Consider the following 17,347-nt stretch of genomic DNA (forward strand, 5'->3'; position numbering starts at 1 on the left):
GTGTCCACGGAAAGCGTGCAAAAAAACTGCCGACAAAGTCAATACTTGTCGACAGTCTAAGAGTAACACCCTTATATGCTACTCTTTTTCCCCTTCTATTGTTATAATCTCATCTGCTAATTGTTGTGCTTCAAAATTTGAATGGGTAACAAAAATCATAGGTATTTGCCATAATTCAAATATTGTTCTTACCATGGACATACTATTTTCTTTAGTTAAGTCATCAAGGCTAGAAAACGGCTCATCCAATAAAATCAAGTCAGGTTTAGTGCTCAGGGCTCTAGCTAATGCCACCCTTTGCGCCTCACCACCAGATAAAGTTGCGGGGTATTGTTTTACTAAATCAGAAATATTTAACTTCTGCATTAACTGCGTAATATGTTGTGACATTGGAGTCATAAAAGTGAGATTTTGCAATACCGTCATATGTGGAAATAATTGATAATCTTGAAACAAATAGCCAATATTACGTTTTTGAATTTTCACTTGCTGTTCAACTTTAGTATCCGTCAAAGTTTTATTGCCGATTTTAATAAATGCTGAATCTGGTTGAGTTAGTCCTGCAATAATGTTAAGAATAGTAGTTTTACCAATACCTGATGGCCCTTGTATAGCATAAATTTTAGGTTCGTCATCATTAATTTGAATTTGAATTTTGTTTAATTGTAACTGATGTGATAAAACAATATGTAACATTAATCCCCCTCCAAATAACGTGACCTATTCATTAAATTCAATGCTCCAATAACTGAGACTGCAAATGCAATAAGCACAAGTACCCATAACCATGCTTGATTTTCTTTGCCTTGTTCTACTAAAAAGTAGATTTCTAAAGGTAACGTATTGGTTTTATTCGGTATATATCCGGCAACCATTAACGTCGCTCCAAATTCACCAATTGCACGAGCAAAGCTCATCATAATACCGGAAATTATAGGTCTTTTCGCTAACGGTAAAATGAGGCGAAAGAAAATTCTCCCTTCGCTAGCACCCATAGTTCTAGCGGTATTCAACATTTTTTTATCTATGCTACGAAACCCTTGTACTGTATGTTGATACATTAATGGAAAACTGACAATAACAGATGCAATAACTGCGCCTGTCAGCGTAAAAATAACAGGTATATGTAATACATTAGTTATAAAACCACCGATATAATTGTTTGGTGAAAAAATAATTAATAAAATAAATCCCAACACAGTAGGAGGTAAAACGATTGGTAAAATAATCAAACTTTCCATTATTCTAGAAAACCAACCTTTTTGCTGATATAACCATTTTGCCATGATAATACCAAGTATAGTAACAATTATAGTACTAGTGATAGCAACCTTTAGCGAAATCCAAAATGGTGTAATATCTGGCACTTCAATTACCTCCTATAGTTAAACTTTAAAGTCATACTTTTCTAAAATCTCTTTCGCTTCTTTGGTTTTTAAAAATTTCATCCATGCTTTTGCTTCTTTTTTATTAGACACTGTCGCAGCTTGATACGTAATTGGTGTTTTTAAAGTTGCTTTTCCAAGTTCTTTAACATCGGTTTGGCCATTCTTTTTATGCTGTGCTAAATCGGTTTGATAAACATAACCAAATTGTGCGTTACCTTTAGTTACATAATTAAGAACTTGACGTACATCTTTAGCATAAACTAGATGCGGTTTCACATTGTCATATAAGTTTTGGTCTTTTAAAAATTGCTGTGCATATTTTCCAGCTGGCACAGAATTAGGCTCACCAATGGCTACTTTCTCATCGTTTTTAAGTTGTGATAAATCTTGTTTATCCGTTTTACTATTACCAATTAAAACCAGTTCGTTTTGAGCGTAATTATATGTATTATGCGCTTTGTCTTTATCCGCTAATATTTTAACATCTTTGATGTTAGCTGACATAAAAACATCGCTAGGTGCTCCCTTTTCAATTTGTTGTCTTAATGACCCAGAACCACCGTAATTAAAATTAATAGCTACCTTGTCATGTTGTTTGTTAAAGGCTTGTTCTAATTCTTTTGTGACGTCAGTTAAACTAGCTGCTGCTGAAATATTTAGCGTGTCTTTTTGTGTTGAACTTTTGTTCGACTTTTTCTCTGTTGATTGGCCACAACCTGCTAAAATAATTATGCCAATTAGTAAAAATGTAATTAGTCTTTTCATGTATATTACCCCTTCCACAAATTAATTATAACCGTATTAATATTCAAATTAAAGAGAGTGGTGTAGGATTCAAATTTTTAATTTGATTCCTACACCACTCTTTCGTTGAAGTTAATAGGCGTTGTACATAAATCTCTAGTTGTTTATTATAGTTTTGATGTAAATCTATGAAAGGCTTGTTTTCCTTCAACAGTTTGTTTAAATACACCTGCATCTTCTAATACACGTGTAAATTTTTTACCAACTTCTTGTTCAACAATGCTATCCACGTTAGAGTTTGTGAAATTATATTGCTTAAGCATTTGGTCTGCCCATGTTTTGTGTGATCCTATATCTATAGCATAACCACCTAGCAAATAACGCTTTACATCTTGTAGTTCTTTTTTTAGACGACCAGGTAAAATAGCAGTACCCATAACTTCAATTAAACCTATATTCTCTTGTTTAATATGTTGTACATCTCGGTGTGGGTGATAAATACCTTCAGGATATTGCTCAGAGGTCTGGTTATCTCGCAACACGATGTCCACTTCATATTGCTGTGCACGATAACGTGCGATTGGTGTAACTGTGTGATGACGTTGGCCATCTTCACTTACTGCTTTAATATCCGCTTGAATGTCTGAATAGCTATTCCATTGTTCCATCACATATGTAGCCGCTTCAATTAATTCAGCTTTATCCTTTGATTTTAATCTAATAACACTCATTGGCCATTGCAATGTATAACTTGTAACAGCTGAGTAAGGTGTTAACTCAAAAGCTTCTTGTTGTGCAGCTAAATCCATCGGAAAAGTGTAACGACCTGCTTGATAATGATTATGCGATAAAATAGATCCTCCAACGATAGGAATATCCGCATTAGAACCTATAAAATAATGTGGAAATTGATCAATAAAATCTAATAAATTAACAAAAGTTTCTCTATTGATGTTCATTGGTTCATGACGTTCTGACAAGACTATACTATGCTCTTTAAAGTATGCGTACGGTGAATATTGAAATCCCCAGCGATGTTGACCAAGTTGCAATCTAATTATTCGATGATTGCGACGTGCTGCTTGAGTCACACTACCTTCAAAACCTTCATTTTCCATACATAACGCACATTTTGGATAGTTAGTAGTTTTTTGAGCTTTCTCGCGTGCTATTTGTTTTGCATCTTTTTCTGGCTTTGATAAATTGATTGTTATTTCTAGTTCGCCATATTCAGTTGGCACCGTATAATTAATATTTTTCGCAATTGCATCTTCTTTTACATAATGGTTACGTTTCGATATGTCATAAAAATAATCCGTCGCTGCACTGTGGTCATTTTGATATTTTTCCCAAAAAATTTTATTTATTTGTGAAGGTTTCGGAGTGATTAAATCTAAAATATTAGCTTCAGTTATTTCTTTACGATATAAACTATCTTCTAGCAATTCATTGTCGATGGCTTGTGTTATCCATAGTTGTGTAATTTCATTAGCATCGAGCTGTCCATAATTACTTTCTTCTTCAGTCGTTGTAACACCTTCTGCATTCAAATAAGTCAATAATTGATTTTGAATGTAGTAAGCATCTTCATATTCATAATCTCCATGTTGTACCGCTTCATCAATGAATCGTTTAACTAATTGTTGGCTTAATAACATGTTAAACCTCCTCTTTATCATAGCCATGAGGATGATGTTGATGCCATTCCCATGCATGACGAATGATTTCATTAATATCATCAAAGCGCGGTTGCCATCCTAGTTGATTCTTTGCTTTGTCACTTGCAGCAATTAATACACTAGGATCCCCAGCACGTCTCTTGCCTACACTCGCATTTATGGAGTGGCCTGTTACTGCTCTAGCCGCTTCTAAGATTTCAAATACTGAATAACCATTGCTACTACCTAAATTAAATGCACCAGAGGCGCCTCCATTTTTTAAATAATCAAAAGCTAAAATATGTGCATCAATTAAATCGACTACGTGCAGGTAATCTCTAATGCATGAACCATCAGCTGTATTATAATCATCACCAAAGACTGTTAATTGCTCTCGTTGTTCTAATGCCACTTCCAACACAATTGGAATTAAATGTGTTTCAGGTCTATGATCTTCACCAATGACTCCATCCGGATGTGCACCCGCTACATTGAAATAACGTAAAGCTGCAAAATTAACGCCATATGCTTCATGACACCAACACATCATTTTCTCCATCACTAATTTACTTTCACCATAAGGACTCGTTGGATTAGTAGTATCTGTTTCGTTAATTGGAATAGTGTCAGGTTCACCGTAGACAGCAGCAGTCGAAGAAAACACAATATGTTTAACATTAAATGTATACATTACTTCTAATACACTTTGTAATCCTTGTACATTATTATTGAAATACGCCAAAGGTTTCTCTACTGATTCCCCTACTAATGAGTATGCACAGAAATGAAAGACCCCTTCTACATCTTCATGTGTAAAAACTTCAGTGAGAAATTCTTTGTCTCGTACATCTCCTTCATAAAAACGCGCCGCCGTATGTACGGCTTGACGATGTCCTGTTTGTAAATTATCTACAACAGCTACATCATATCCTTGTTCAATTAATTGATAGACTGCATGGCTTCCAATATAACCTGCGCCACCTAATACTAATACAGACATATAAACATCCTTTCTCCTAATTCGTCTTATGAGTTATGTGTAATTAATTTCATACCATCGCTAATTCGAACATGATAAAAAGCTGGCGCATAGCCAATTTTTTCTTGATATATGGTAGATACTTCTTGCTCTAATTGCTTAATGCTATCTTTATGCACTAAAGCAATTGCACACCCTGCAAAACCAGCCCCTGTCATTCGTGCTCCAAGTACACCATCTACTTGCTGTGCAGTTTCGGCTAAAGTATCTAATTCTATACCAGTAACTTCATAATCACTTTTCAATGATTGATGTGATGCGTTTAACAATTGTCCAAAACGATGTAAGTCATTTTCTGTTAAAGCTGCATGTGCTAATTTCGTTCGCTCATTTTCAGCTATAGCATGGCGTGCTCTTTTAATATTAATATCATCGTTAATTAAATGACTATATTGGTCAAAGGTCTTCAAATCAATATCACATAGTTGGGTAATATTTAACTGTTGCTGCAAATCAGACAGTGCTTCCTCACATTGCGCCCGACGTTCGTTATATTTAGATTCCGTTAAAGACCGACGTTTATTCGTATTCATAATGGATATTACATAATCCCCAAACCTTGCCGGTACGTATGTATAGTCTAAAGTTGCCGTATCTAACAAAATAGCATGCTCTTCTTTACCTAAACCAATAATAAATTGATCCATGATACCGGAATTTACACCCATGTAGTTATTTTCAACTTGTTGTCCTATCTTAATAAGTGCCAATTTATCTAGTTCGAGTTCAAATAATGCATTAATCATCCAACCTGTCACTAATTCGATTGATGCAGATGATGATAAGCTCGCACCATTAGGAATAGTGCCTTCAAAAATCAAATTAAAACCACGATTAATCTCTGGATATTGTTCTTTTAAATATTTAATAACTCCTTTGGGATAATTCGCCCAATCATGTGATGCATCAAAATCTAACTGATTCAAATTAACTTTAACAATACCTTGTTCTGGAAAATTCTTTGAATATAATTGTATAGTTTGATCTGTGCGTAACGACGCCATCCCATATGTTCCTAATTCAATAGCAGCAGGAAAAACATAACCACCATTATAATCAGTATGTTCGCCAATTAAATTAATTCGCCCTGGCGCAAATGCATTAACTGTTGGCTGCGTTTGGAATTGTGTCTCAAAATCAGAGTTTAATTGTTGTAACATCTTTCACACCCCTTTATATATAGCTACTTAGTAAACATAAATAAAGTTTACTTGTTTACTCTACACTTTGTCAATTAAATGACTTTTAAGCATGAAACGTTTCCCGCTCAATTAATTGCGCTTCTACTACAATATGATGCGCTACACTACGTATATTATGAATACGTTCTTCAGCCATCTTCACTGCACTTCTACCGAATTCATCAATAGCAATATGTACACTACTAACACTAGGACTAACATATTGCAAAATATCTAAATCGTTGAAACTAATAAGTTGAACTTGCTCAGGTACCGAAATTTTTTCAGCAAATAATTGTTGCATCATACCTATTGCTAACATATCATTACCCGCGATTAATACTTCTGGTAAGTTGGATTGTTTTACTAAGTCTTTTATTACTTGTTGACCATGTTCTTTATCCCAACCAACTATATACGCATCTTCAGTTATATCATGGTGCCTACACCACTGTTGATAACTCATATATCTTGGATCATTATTACAAAATGTAGGTGTCCCAGTTAAATCACGGGTTGTTTTAACACCACCTACATAAGTTACTTGCGTCACATTTTGTGCTTTGACTTTTTCTAATAATTGATACATTGCATCCCCTAAATCACTATAAACGGCATCTATATTTTTAGGGGTTTCTGGATTATTAATAACTACCATATTATTATTATAACCATGCAAGGTCTGTAATGTATCACTCGAAAACTTGCCGATAACAATGATTGCTCCAGCTTTCTCGATTTGTGAAATGTTCTTTAATTTATTCGTCCCATCAATTCGTAATGTTCGTTTCAATGAAAGATTCAATCGTTTTATTTCTTTTTCAATAGCCAAACGGATTTCACGATAGTATGGGTCTGTCATTTCTCGTTCCTTTGAAGCGTATGTAATTATTTGTATCCGTTTATTTTTTCTTTCTACTTTATGATATTTTAATTGCTCAGTAATCGTTAAAATTCTATTACGTGTCTTCGGTGACACTGATAAAGTTTTATCATCATTTAAAACACGTGATACTGTACCTGGACTTACACCAGCTTCACGTGCAATATCTCTTATACTTGCCAATTTAAACACCTCGCTTTGTTTACTATAAGTTTACCTATTTACTCGATGTCTTGCAATAATAGTTCATTACTATTTTTTTCTAAGGTTATTGTTTTGATAGTAGACTTTAGATACGCTAAACTAGAAATAATTGGTGGATAAGGAGTGAAAGCTATGTCGAAAGATGTGTTAAACAATCAACCTATAGTGCGCTATGAAAATGGTGAGTTAGTAGAATCACATGATCATTATGTTACTGAATTTCCGCTGACAATTATGGTTAATGGTCAAGAGTTTGCAACTGTTATTTGCAGTCCTAACAATTTAACAGAGCTCGTGGTAGGATTTCTCGCATCTGAAGGTGTTATTCTAAAAAGAGATGAATTAAAATCAATACAAATTGACGATAGTAAGGGGTTTGCACACGTTGAACTTACCAAAGACTTAGGTGAGCGCGTCGAGTATTCTACTAAACGAATGATTGCTTCATGTTGTGGTAAAAGTAGAGAATTTTATTTCAAGAATGATGCAGCCATCGCCAAAACTTCCATGTCCAATATTACAATCTCTCCACACCAAGTATTAGAAATGATGAAAGGTTTACAAAACGCCAGCACTGTATTTAAACAAACAGGCGGCTTGCACAATGCTGCTATTAGCGATGGTGACAACTTCTTTGAACATAGACAAGATATCGGGCGTCATAATGCACTTGATAAACTTTATGGCTACTGTATTTATAACCATATATCTATTCGAGATAAAGTACTTATTTTTAGTGGCCGTATTTCATCAGAAATATTAATTAAAGCAACTAAAATAGGTGTAGGGGTGATATTATCAAAATCTGCTCCAACTACATTAGCTGTACAACTTGCGAAAGATTTAAATATTACAGCTGTTGGGTTTATAAGAGATGGTAATTTTAATATTTATAGTCATCCAGAACGTATAAAAGCTATTGAATCTAATTAAGTAATCACATTAGATTCAATAGCTTTTATATTTATTATACATCTTCTTTTAACACTTGCTGGCAAAAGCCAATATAGCTGTAGCCCTGCTTAACATACATATCTTTGGCTGTATCTTCACCGTCAGCAACTAAGATTATTATTTTATTTTGAGCAACATCTGCGACAAAACTTTGCATTATTGTGCCAATGCCGCGTCGTTGAAATTCAGGGATGACGCCAAAACCGTCAATTTCCACACATTTTGAAGTGATAATCAAATCTAAAATACCTACTGGTTTGTTATTGTAATAAGCAATAACACGATCTACATGGTCCAAATCATGAGTGTTACGAATCATTTGGCTACTATGTTGTACGTATGTATCGCCAAAAGGTTCTGCAAAAACTTGATACACTTTCAGATAGTCTTCCACTTCTGAATGAGATACAAATTTCACGGTAATATCAGGGTGTTCAGCATATTGAACTTGGTTGGAATCAATCGCATACATTTCTAAACAACCTAATTCAAAACCTCTGTTGTTTATTTCAGCTTTAAACTGTTCATTTAAATCTATATTTTCCGGAAAGGTAAACGACAAATGATGAGAACCTTGAACATGATGCATTTGTAATTGCGTATCAATATCAGATAGCCATTGTTGTAATGAAGGCATGCGATGATACATCCATTTATTTTCATCGAAAATGATACTATCTTCCGGTGTTAAATAAATTGTTTTCATCATATCTGTACTATAAACTAGTCCACCTTGATAAATATCCTTCATTGAAATATGCTTCATCTATGTTCTCTCCCCGCCAAATATACTATTGTTTCAATAATTGTTTAAATCTACTATGATTTAATAAAATATTACCTAATAGACTAGCTAAAATAGCTTTAATAATATCTCCTGGCATAAACACTAATGCTAAAGTTAATGATTTCGTTACCGGAATATTAGTAATAAGACCCATAATCATAGTTCCCACAATATCTAATAGTAAAACACCTACTACTAAAGTAATTATTAACAGTACGACAAAATTTATTTTGTCAAAATACAAATCACGCAGTAATCCTATTAAAAATGTGACGACAGGATACATAAATAAAAAACCTGCAGATGGTCCGACAAATACGCCTATACCACCTCTACCGCCTGATAATAACGGTAACCCTGTAGCAACTAATAATAATAAAATCAATACACTAATCGTACCGTATTTACGCCCTAATATAATACCAGCTAAAAAGATTCCAATATTTTGTAAAACAATTGGAACAGGCATAAATGGTAAAGGAATTGATGGGATCGCCCCCATTACTGCAATTATAGCAGTCATGAGTGCAGTATAAACAAGATATTTCGTTGACATACTCATTCCTCCTTATATGAGCAAAATTATACCATAAATGTTAACTACAAAAAATAAAAAGTTTACAAATGTTTTTTACTTCTATAAAAATGAAAATACAAGTCCGGAAAATAAAAATCTTTAACTAATAATAAATGTCAAATTTAAAGAGGACCAATCCATATTAAGGATTGGTCCTCTTATTTTGAGCATGGGGCTTTATGTCCCACCCTCGTTCTACTTTCATCAGTGAACCGTTGAGCAGTATGTTTTTAAGTTATTAAACATCGTGTTCACTATTATTAGAATTACAATTATTGATTTAACAGTTTTTCTTTTAAATCTTTACGCATAAATTCTAACGTATATGGATCATTATACCAATATGATGTGGCATTAATTTTTATGACTTGATCATTTTTAACTGCTGGAATGTTTTTCCATAAGTCAGTCGATTGATAACTTGGCTCTGCTTTTCCTTGACTCGTTGAAACTATATAATCACCAGCGTAATCAGCCATTTTTTCTTGCTTAATTTCCGCCCAACCTTCTTTTTCAGTTAACGATTTTACTTTGTCTGGCATTTTCAAGCCGAACGCTTGGTAAAGGACTTCGCCACCACGTCCCCAGTTTTCACCGTAAGTATATAGTTTTTTATCAAACTCATCGAAAATAGTTACAGTTGAGTCTTTTCCAATTTTATTTTGGATTTGCTCACCGTCTTTTTTCGTTTTAGCTTTCCATTCTTTTTCCCATTTTTGTTGTTCTTTTTCTTTACCGACAATTTTAGCAAGTTCTTGTTGTTGATCTAAATAATCGTGTTTGCCATAATCAAAAACTACTGTTGGCGCTATTTTTTTATATTTTTTGATATTTTTATCTGTAGAATAAGCAATGATGAGATCTGGTTTTGTTTTAGCAACTTTTTCTACATCATTTTCTCCGACTTTTTCTACTCCTTTAAATTTATCTTTAATAACATCACTTTGCTCTACTTGATCACTAACAGCCACTAAATTGGCACCTAAATATTTCAAACCTGGTGCATAAGTTGGTGCCACAGATGCAATACGCTCAGGATTTTTAGGAATTTCCACCTTTTTACCACTATCTAATGTATATGACTTCGTTTCTTTTTTATTTTTATCTGAATTACTGTCTGAGCCATTCCCACATGCTGCTAATACAAGTACGCAAGCTATTAATACTAACCATAATTTCTTCATAATTTACCCTCCATTGAAAATGATTATCACTTCCAATATATTATAAAATTTTACGCTTTTAATTACAATACCTAAATAGAGGCAACAGAAAAATTATTTTCACAGTAACTTGACCGCAGCTATTATACTTATACTAGCGCACGCAAAATTATAAAACTTATTCTGCCTGCCCGTGTGGAACAATCATAACTAAATACGCTTAAAAGCTATTAAATTTTCCCTAAAACTGATTTAGCTATATTAGTATATGCCATATCTTCCATTGGAGGATTGTGCAAACCAGCACGCATATCTCTATAATAACGCTGTAATGGGCGCTCCATTTCTAAACTTTTAGCCCCAACAATACGCATTGCTAAATCTATAACTTCTAACCCTTGATTCATAACCAATACTTTACTTGCAGAGGTTTCGTTCCACATATTGTTATTTTCTGGATTATTGTACAAACTTGCCGTACTCCATAAAAAGTGTCGTGCAGATAATAATAATGATTCCATTTTGCCGATATTTTGTTGTACGGTAGCAATATCACCAATTGTGCCATCGACACTATTCGGACTATATGTTGCGGCAAAATCAACTGCATAATCTCTTGCAGCTTGTGCTATACCTAAGTATGTACTTGGAATGTGTAAAATCCAACCATTAGGAGAACTTGGTTTACCAGCGCGTGTTTCCACAAAATTTTCTGTTGGAATTTGTACATCAGTTAGTACTAAATCATGGCTTTCAGTGGCACGCATACCTACCATATTCCAATTATTAGCTATTTCTACACCTGGCATAGTTTTATCAACCAAATAAAAGCCTACTTGCTGTGATTCCGAATCAAATGCACCCACAATAAAATGGGATAAACGTTTACTCATCGATGTGAATGTTTTTACACCATTAATGAGATAACCATGTTCATTTTTAGTTACATACGTGCTGGGTCTACCACCTCTTGTTGGACTTCCAGTTTCCGCTTCACTAACTGCTCTATTAACTAATGCACCATTTTTAATTTCCTGTGCAAATTGATCCAACATAGCTGGCGCCCATAGTTGTTGTTCATAAATTTGACCTACAACACTTATATGCCAACCTATGGATAATGCAGTAGCACCATCTAATGACCCTAAGTAACTTTGTAAAATCACCATATCTTCAATTGTGGCACCTTCACCACCATATGCTTTAGGTAAGGATAGTAGCGTATATCCTTCATCTACTAGCCATTGTATATTTTTATATGGAAAGTCTGAGTTCTTATCATTGTATTCGGCATTTTCTCTAAATTGCCCTTTAACTTGCTCAAATTTTGCAATCCATTTCCGTTGAATATCCGTATGTATTAATGCGGAACGATTCAATATAATCACCTCATATTTACTTATCTTTCATTCTTTCCTAGTTTAACACTCGATTTACTCAATTGAAACCTTTCACAGCCCAAAATCTTACTTTACCGATAAGAATTAATATGATAATTTTAAATCAAGCAATTGAGGAGGATAACAATGATTACAGTAAATAATTTAAAATTAAAATATAATTCAAACTCTGTATTAAACGATGTCAGTTTCAGTCAGCGTAAAGGAGAAGTTACAGCGATAATCGGACCGAGTGGTTCAGGCAAAACGACTTTACTACGTTCACTTAATTTATTAGCCACTCCATGGAGTGGCACTATTACTATAGACGACTTCCAATTTAATACCCAACAACATTCCAAAAAGGACATTAAACAATTACGCAATAAATCGGCAATGGTATTTCAAAACTATAATTTATTTAAAAACAAAACAATTTTAGAAAATATCACTGAAGGTTTAATTTATGGTCAAAACTATGATAAGGCTAAGGCTGAAGAAATTGCACTCTCATATTTAAAGAAAGTGAATATGTTAGAGCATAAACATAAATATCCTATCCAACTTTCAGGTGGCCAAAGCCAACGCGTTGGCATTGTACGTGCATTAGCGCTAAATCCAGATGTATTATTACTTGATGAACCAACTTCAGCACTAGACCCTGAATCAATTCAAAGTGTGTTATCACTTATTAAATCTATCGCTGAAGAAGGCATGACGATGGTTTTAGTCACTCATGAAATCAACTTCGCTAAAGCAATAGCAGATCAAATTTTATTTATAGATAATGGAGAAATTTTACATAGAGGTAGTCCAGAAGAAGTATTAGAACACACTCATTCTGAGCGACTGAATCGCTTTTTAAACAGAGTAGAAGTTGAAGGTGTATATAAATGACGTTAAAACACATTGTTTTCTTCATTACCATTGCATGTAGTTGCTTGCTATTGGCTTCTTGTAATAACGACACCGACAATAATAACAAAAAAGAAATAAAAGTCGCACTCTCAGCAGAAGTGAACCCACCTTATTTATATACGAATAAACATAATGAATTTGTTGGTTTAGATATGGATTATCTCAAATTATTAGAAAAAAAATTACCTCAATATAAATTCACTTACGAAGTTGGAGAAGAAGAGTCTAACCTTGTTGGTATTGGAGCAGGTAAATTTGATATGGGGATTAATTGGTTTTTCAAAACTCCTGAACGCGAAAAACAATTTCTATATCAAGATGTTCCATATAGTTATGCGTTACCGATGTTAGCAGTACATAAAGATACGAATGATATTCAAAAATTAAGTGATTTACCCGGCAAAACATTAACACCTATGGCGCCAAGTGGAGGACTATATTCAATACTAAGCCAATATAATAAACAACATAGTCAGAAGATTGATATTAACACCATTCAAGAACCTTCAAACGGTGATAGTTTAAAATCTGTAAGTAGCCAACGTCGTGACGTTATGTTTTTAAATTGGAACACATACCACGCCATACAAAGTGAAATAAATGCAGATGTCAAAATAGGTGGCATTGTTAAAAAGGAACCTTTACATATCGTTTATAACAAAAAACAACAACGTTTGCATGATGATATCGATAAAGCAACTATTGAATTAAAAAAAGAAGGTAAATTACAACAATTATCTCGAAAATATTTTGATATTAATGTTTTCGACAATTTAACAGATATTAACGAACAAAAAAATAACTTGGAGGTGCAATAATGTCTCTAGAACAATGGCTAAATCTCTTTAATCAAGTATTACAAAAATTGCCCCTCACATTATTGATGATTGTGTTAGCTTTGATTTTTGCCGTTATATTAGGTCTCATATTATGTACTATACGTCTTAAGCACATAAAATTTTTATCTTCGCTCGTGCGTGTATATATTTCTTTTATTCGTAGCACACCGTTAATATTACAATTATTTCTAGTGTATTTTGCCTTACCGCAAGTACTTATGATTATTAATATTGATATAAATCATTTTAGTAGATTGTTTTTTGTAATTCTAGCGTTTTCAATGCACACTGGCGCATACTTAGCTGAAATTTTTAGAGCAGGTTATTTATCTGTAGACTATGACCAAATTGAAGCAGGCTTAACAGTAGGTTTATCTCCTGTAAGAATTTTCTTGTCAGTTATAGTACCTCAAGCCCTACGTAATGCCATTCCAAATTTAACTACTCAAATCATTGAACTCGTTAAAGATACTTCATTGGCTTTTACAATCGGTATTATCGATATGATGGGACAAGTTAAATTAATTATTGGTAACAATTATGGTTTGGGCATGCTAGAAGTCTATATAGTTATTTCAATTATTTATTGGATCATCTCGCTTATCATTCAAGGCAGCTTAGCTTGGCTGAATAAATCTACTCAAAAACCTTATCAAGTATAGGAGGTAAAACTTTGTCCTTTATCTTTCAAACAATTTGGGAAATATTCAAAAGTCTTCCAAATACAATTATTATATCTTTAGTAGCAATGACTGTAGGGCTCAGTGTAGGGACGTTATTTGCCATCATTCAGATTAGAAAAACACCCATTTTTTCACAGTTAATTATTGTCTATAATTCATTTATTAGAAGTACGCCCCTCATAATACAGTTATTTATTTTATATTATGGCATACCTAATTTGATATTATACTTAAATGCTACACTCGGCTTGAAAATCAATCCCGATATGTTTTCACCGATGTTGATTGCTTTAATTGCATTTTCTCTACACGCAATTGCTTACCTTAGTGAAACGATGAAAAGTGGTTTGCTATCAGTTGACTACTCACAAATTGAAGCAGCAAAAACAGTAGGTTTGTCTAATCGTCATATTTATACGCGCATCGTTTTACCTCAAGCTTTTAATTATGCTTTACCTAATATCGAAAACCAATTTATTATGCTTATCAAAGGAACTTCTTTAGCGTTCGCAGTTCAAGTAACTGAAATTATGGCAGTAAGCCGGATTATCGCAAATGAAGGATATCAATTTATTACAGTCTATTCCATTGCAGCCGCATTTTATTGGATATTAGCTATTATTTTAGAAAAAGTATTTCATAAAATTGAAAGTAATTCTACAAACCACTTAAGCACTCAAAGCTCTATTTAACATACACAATAAAACACGCTTATTTCATTTTTAATTGAAATAAGCGTGTTATTTTATGCTAAACTTTCTGCAAAATATTTTTTTCGAGCATAATATTGCTTTACTTTTTTAGGAATGTTGCCTGACTGCAATTCATCTTTAGTTACTATAGGGTAGTTTTTAAACACCATAGAACCTAACCATCCACATGTAGCACTGCTAATAGCACATAATGATGCAGTAATGATAACAGTTACCGGATTATTAAAGCCAAACATTACCATTAATCCCGCAATAGGTGTAGCCGTTCCTGTTGCATCATTGACTAAACCAAATAATGCGATGATAATGCCAGAAATAGCGCCACCAACAAAATTAGTTGCATAAACTGGTAATGGATTGGCAGTAACAATATCAGCTTGTGATAATGGTTCTATAGCTACTGACATCGTAGTTTTACGATCACCAAACTTCATGCGTTTAAATAACACAAAATTCATAAATGATGATCCAAAGACAGCTAAAGCACCGATTGCCATTGGTGTGCCAGTTAATCCTAATAATGCAGTTAATGCCATAGAGCTTAGTGGTGCAGTAGCTACTACTGTAATGATACCTCCAAGAACAATACCCATGAGAATAGGACTCGATGTAGTAGATTCTTTAATAATATTACCGATTTGCATTAAACTTGCATCTACTAATGGCGATACACCCATTGCAATAATACGTGTTAACGGTGCAATGACGATTATTGCTAAAATTAAATCTACACCTGCTGGCGCTTTGCCTTCAATCCATTTCATAACAAAGCTTATAAGATAACCTGCGATAAACCCAGGTAATAAATCTAAATTTCCACATGCTAAAGCTATCACAAAGGCATAAACAGGACTTACACCCATTGCTAATGCTACTAAGCCTGCTGCAGCAAGTCCACCTAATCCGCCTGTCGTTTCACCAAGTGTACCTAAAAAATCTACACCCAATAAATCTCCACCTACATATTTTTGAAATGCTTCGACTAAAAACGAAGCTATTGCTGCATTTGCTAACGCACCCATAGCTTTTCCACCTTGTGGAGCCTTACTCGTAAATAAAGTAAATAAACATAATACTAATGCTAAAAAAATGACACCTAAAATCAAATTCATGATATAACTCCTTTTATGTATACGCTTTCATTAACGAACTCATTATATCATTTTTACCTTGTATATCAACTATTATTAGAACAATTTTTTATTAAATAGAATAAAATAGTGTTATCTGAATTTTGCGAATAATCACAAAAAAGAATACCTACTACGTCGTTTCATCGAATGAAACCAATGATAGTAAGTATTCTCAATATATAGCTATATAAAATATTTTTTAACTTCTTCAATAGTATGCCTTATCTTTGCTTTCTCTTGATCATTTACAAATACAATAACTGTGCGTTCATCGAAGTCACTTCTTTTTTTATTTAAGTACCCTAAATCTTTTAATTTTTGTAATGCTTTAGTTAAATAATAAGGTTTTAAATGTGTTTGTTGTGCTATTTCTTTTGCAGTAACTTCATGGCCTTGACAGTTGTTAAGAATATTTAAAATATATATTTCTTCAAAATTTAGTTTAAAATGTGCTTTTACAACTTTGAAAAATCCTTTTAGTTGTTGGTTTATCAAAAATAATTCATCAAGTGATTTAAATACTTTTTCCTCCATAGTAATCACTCCTTTGTTGTTAATTCTAGGTTTCATAATTCACAATATAATAATTTTAACAATTATTAATATATTTATTTTATACTACTGTGTTATCAAAATTCAACAGTTAAATTGCTAAAACAAGATCTAACACCAAAATAAACTTAAATAAAAAAACGATATTCCAAAATTTTTGGAATATCGTTCAACACAAAATTATTTTTGTTTACCATTAAATGTATCTAAAAAGCTTAATGCTGCTAAACCTGTTAAGTCTAATGCATGTTTAGCACCTTGCTTACCATGACCAGCTTCAAAGTGTTTTACAATTGCAACACCTAATACTGCAAAAGTAAATAATGAACCTAAACGAGATAATTTTTTACTTGCAAAGCTTAATACAAAAAATAATGCACTTAATGCTTCAATAGCACCAGCTAAAGGTACTGAATTTGCCGGTAGACCAAATACATTTTCAAATGTATCTTTCATTGTTTGGTCACCTTTTAATTTAGGTTTTGCTGAATCAAATAATTCTTTCGCTAATTTCAAATTTGTTAAATAACGTAAAATCATGTACTTTCTCTC

General features: G+C 33.2%; 19 protein-coding genes. 5 read left to right on the forward strand and 14 right to left on the reverse strand.

What is annotated here, in order from left to right; genetic code table 11:
• Nucleotides 1–78: 78 nt before the first annotated feature.
• The 7 genes from CD036_RS09355 to CD036_RS09385 form a co-directional block, all read right to left on the reverse strand.
• Nucleotides 79–696, reverse strand: a complete 618-nt coding sequence (locus CD036_RS09355) for an ATP-binding cassette domain-containing protein (RefSeq protein WP_103388501.1) — start codon at nt 694–696, stop codon at nt 79–81.
• Nucleotides 696–1,367: a molybdate ABC transporter permease subunit gene (gene modB / locus CD036_RS09360; RefSeq protein WP_103388502.1), complete on the reverse strand. Its 672-nt coding sequence runs from the start codon at nt 1,365–1,367 to the stop codon at nt 696–698. Before modB ends, CD036_RS09355 begins: the two co-directional genes overlap by 1 nt.
• Nucleotides 1,368–1,385: 18 nt before the next feature.
• Nucleotides 1,386–2,159, reverse strand: a complete 774-nt coding sequence (gene modA, locus CD036_RS09365) for a molybdate ABC transporter substrate-binding protein (RefSeq protein WP_371861093.1) — start codon at nt 2,157–2,159, stop codon at nt 1,386–1,388.
• 140 nt (nt 2,160–2,299) lie between these two features.
• Nucleotides 2,300–3,790 carry a UDP-glucose--hexose-1-phosphate uridylyltransferase gene (gene galT, locus CD036_RS09370; RefSeq protein ID WP_103388504.1) on the reverse strand — a complete coding sequence of 497 codons (1,491 nt, stop codon included), beginning with the start codon at nt 3,788–3,790 and terminating at the stop codon, nt 2,300–2,302.
• Between the two features lies 1 nt (nt 3,791).
• Nucleotides 3,792–4,790, reverse strand: a complete 999-nt coding sequence (gene galE, locus CD036_RS09375; protein WP_103388505.1) for a UDP-glucose 4-epimerase GalE — start codon at nt 4,788–4,790, stop codon at nt 3,792–3,794.
• 26 nt (nt 4,791–4,816) lie between these two features.
• Nucleotides 4,817–5,989 carry a galactokinase gene (locus CD036_RS09380; protein WP_103388506.1) on the reverse strand — a complete coding sequence of 391 codons (1,173 nt, stop codon included), beginning with the start codon at nt 5,987–5,989 and terminating at the stop codon, nt 4,817–4,819.
• A gap of 85 nt (nt 5,990–6,074) precedes the next feature.
• Nucleotides 6,075–7,076: a LacI family DNA-binding transcriptional regulator gene (locus tag CD036_RS09385; protein ID WP_103388507.1), complete on the reverse strand. Its 1,002-nt coding sequence runs from the start codon at nt 7,074–7,076 to the stop codon at nt 6,075–6,077.
• A 153-nt stretch (nt 7,077–7,229) separates the two neighbouring features.
• Between CD036_RS09385 and fdhD the strand changes: the two genes are divergently transcribed.
• Nucleotides 7,230–8,030, forward strand: a complete 801-nt coding sequence (gene fdhD, locus CD036_RS09390) for a formate dehydrogenase accessory sulfurtransferase FdhD (protein WP_103388508.1) — start codon at nt 7,230–7,232, stop codon at nt 8,028–8,030.
• Nucleotides 8,031–8,064: 34 nt separating this feature from the next.
• On the opposite strand, the gene CD036_RS09395 is transcribed toward fdhD, so the two are convergent.
• The 4 genes from CD036_RS09395 to CD036_RS09410 all read right to left on the reverse strand — a co-directional run bounded on the left by CD036_RS09395 (nt 8,065) and on the right by CD036_RS09410 (nt 11,957).
• Entirely contained in the window at nt 8,065–8,817 is a 753-nt protein-coding gene (locus tag CD036_RS09395) for a GNAT family N-acetyltransferase (protein ID WP_103388509.1), read from the reverse strand.
• Nucleotides 8,818–8,842: 25 nt separating this feature from the next.
• The gene (locus CD036_RS09400) at nt 8,843–9,394 is read right to left on the reverse strand and encodes a biotin transporter BioY (RefSeq protein WP_002509310.1); all 552 of its coding nucleotides are present in this window, start codon (nt 9,392–9,394) and stop codon (nt 8,843–8,845) included.
• Between the two features lie 293 nt (nt 9,395–9,687).
• Entirely contained in the window at nt 9,688–10,599 is a 912-nt protein-coding gene (locus CD036_RS09405) for an ABC transporter substrate-binding protein (RefSeq protein ID WP_103388510.1), read from the reverse strand.
• Nucleotides 10,600–10,808: 209 nt separating this feature from the next.
• Nucleotides 10,809–11,957 (reverse strand): acyl-CoA dehydrogenase family protein, encoded by a 1,149-nt coding sequence (locus tag CD036_RS09410; RefSeq protein ID WP_103388511.1) that lies wholly within the window; start codon nt 11,955–11,957, stop codon nt 10,809–10,811.
• Between the two features lie 147 nt (nt 11,958–12,104).
• Here CD036_RS09410 and CD036_RS09415 point away from each other — a divergent pair, with 147 nt between their 5' ends.
• Genes CD036_RS09415 through CD036_RS09430 form a run of 4 tightly spaced genes read left to right on the forward strand, consistent with a single transcriptional unit; the run spans nt 12,105 to nt 15,089 of the window.
• Nucleotides 12,105–12,854, forward strand: coding sequence for an amino acid ABC transporter ATP-binding protein (locus CD036_RS09415; protein ID WP_103388512.1), 750 nt, complete (start codon nt 12,105–12,107; stop codon nt 12,852–12,854).
• The gene (locus CD036_RS09420; protein WP_103388513.1) at nt 12,851–13,693 is read left to right on the forward strand and encodes an amino acid ABC transporter substrate-binding protein; all 843 of its coding nucleotides are present in this window, start codon (nt 12,851–12,853) and stop codon (nt 13,691–13,693) included. Before CD036_RS09415 ends, CD036_RS09420 begins: the two co-directional genes overlap by 4 nt.
• On the forward strand, nt 13,693–14,376 hold the full coding sequence (locus CD036_RS09425) for an amino acid ABC transporter permease (protein ID WP_103388514.1): 684 nt from the start codon (nt 13,693–13,695) through the stop codon (nt 14,374–14,376). The genes CD036_RS09420 and CD036_RS09425 overlap by 1 nt, the downstream gene beginning before the upstream one ends.
• Nucleotides 14,377–14,387: 11 nt before the next feature.
• Complete coding sequence (locus CD036_RS09430; RefSeq protein ID WP_103388515.1) at nt 14,388–15,089, forward strand: amino acid ABC transporter permease; 702 nt, start codon at nt 14,388–14,390, stop codon at nt 15,087–15,089.
• A 53-nt stretch (nt 15,090–15,142) separates the two neighbouring features.
• On the opposite strand, the gene CD036_RS09435 is transcribed toward CD036_RS09430, so the two are convergent.
• The 3 genes from CD036_RS09435 to CD036_RS09445 form a co-directional block, all read right to left on the reverse strand.
• Entirely contained in the window at nt 15,143–16,222 is a 1,080-nt protein-coding gene (locus CD036_RS09435) for a PTS sugar transporter subunit IIC (protein WP_103388516.1), read from the reverse strand.
• 204 nt (nt 16,223–16,426) lie between these two features.
• Nucleotides 16,427–16,777 carry a transcriptional regulator, SarA/Rot family gene (locus CD036_RS09440; RefSeq protein WP_002509317.1) on the reverse strand — a complete coding sequence of 117 codons (351 nt, stop codon included), beginning with the start codon at nt 16,775–16,777 and terminating at the stop codon, nt 16,427–16,429.
• Between the two features lie 198 nt (nt 16,778–16,975).
• The gene (locus CD036_RS09445; RefSeq protein ID WP_002509318.1) at nt 16,976–17,335 is read right to left on the reverse strand and encodes a DoxX family protein; all 360 of its coding nucleotides are present in this window, start codon (nt 17,333–17,335) and stop codon (nt 16,976–16,978) included.
• Nucleotides 17,336–17,347 lie beyond the last annotated feature (12 nt).

The sequence above is a fragment of the Staphylococcus arlettae genome (assembly GCF_002902345.1).
In the GTDB taxonomy this organism is placed as follows: domain Bacteria; phylum Bacillota; class Bacilli; order Staphylococcales; family Staphylococcaceae; genus Staphylococcus; species Staphylococcus arlettae.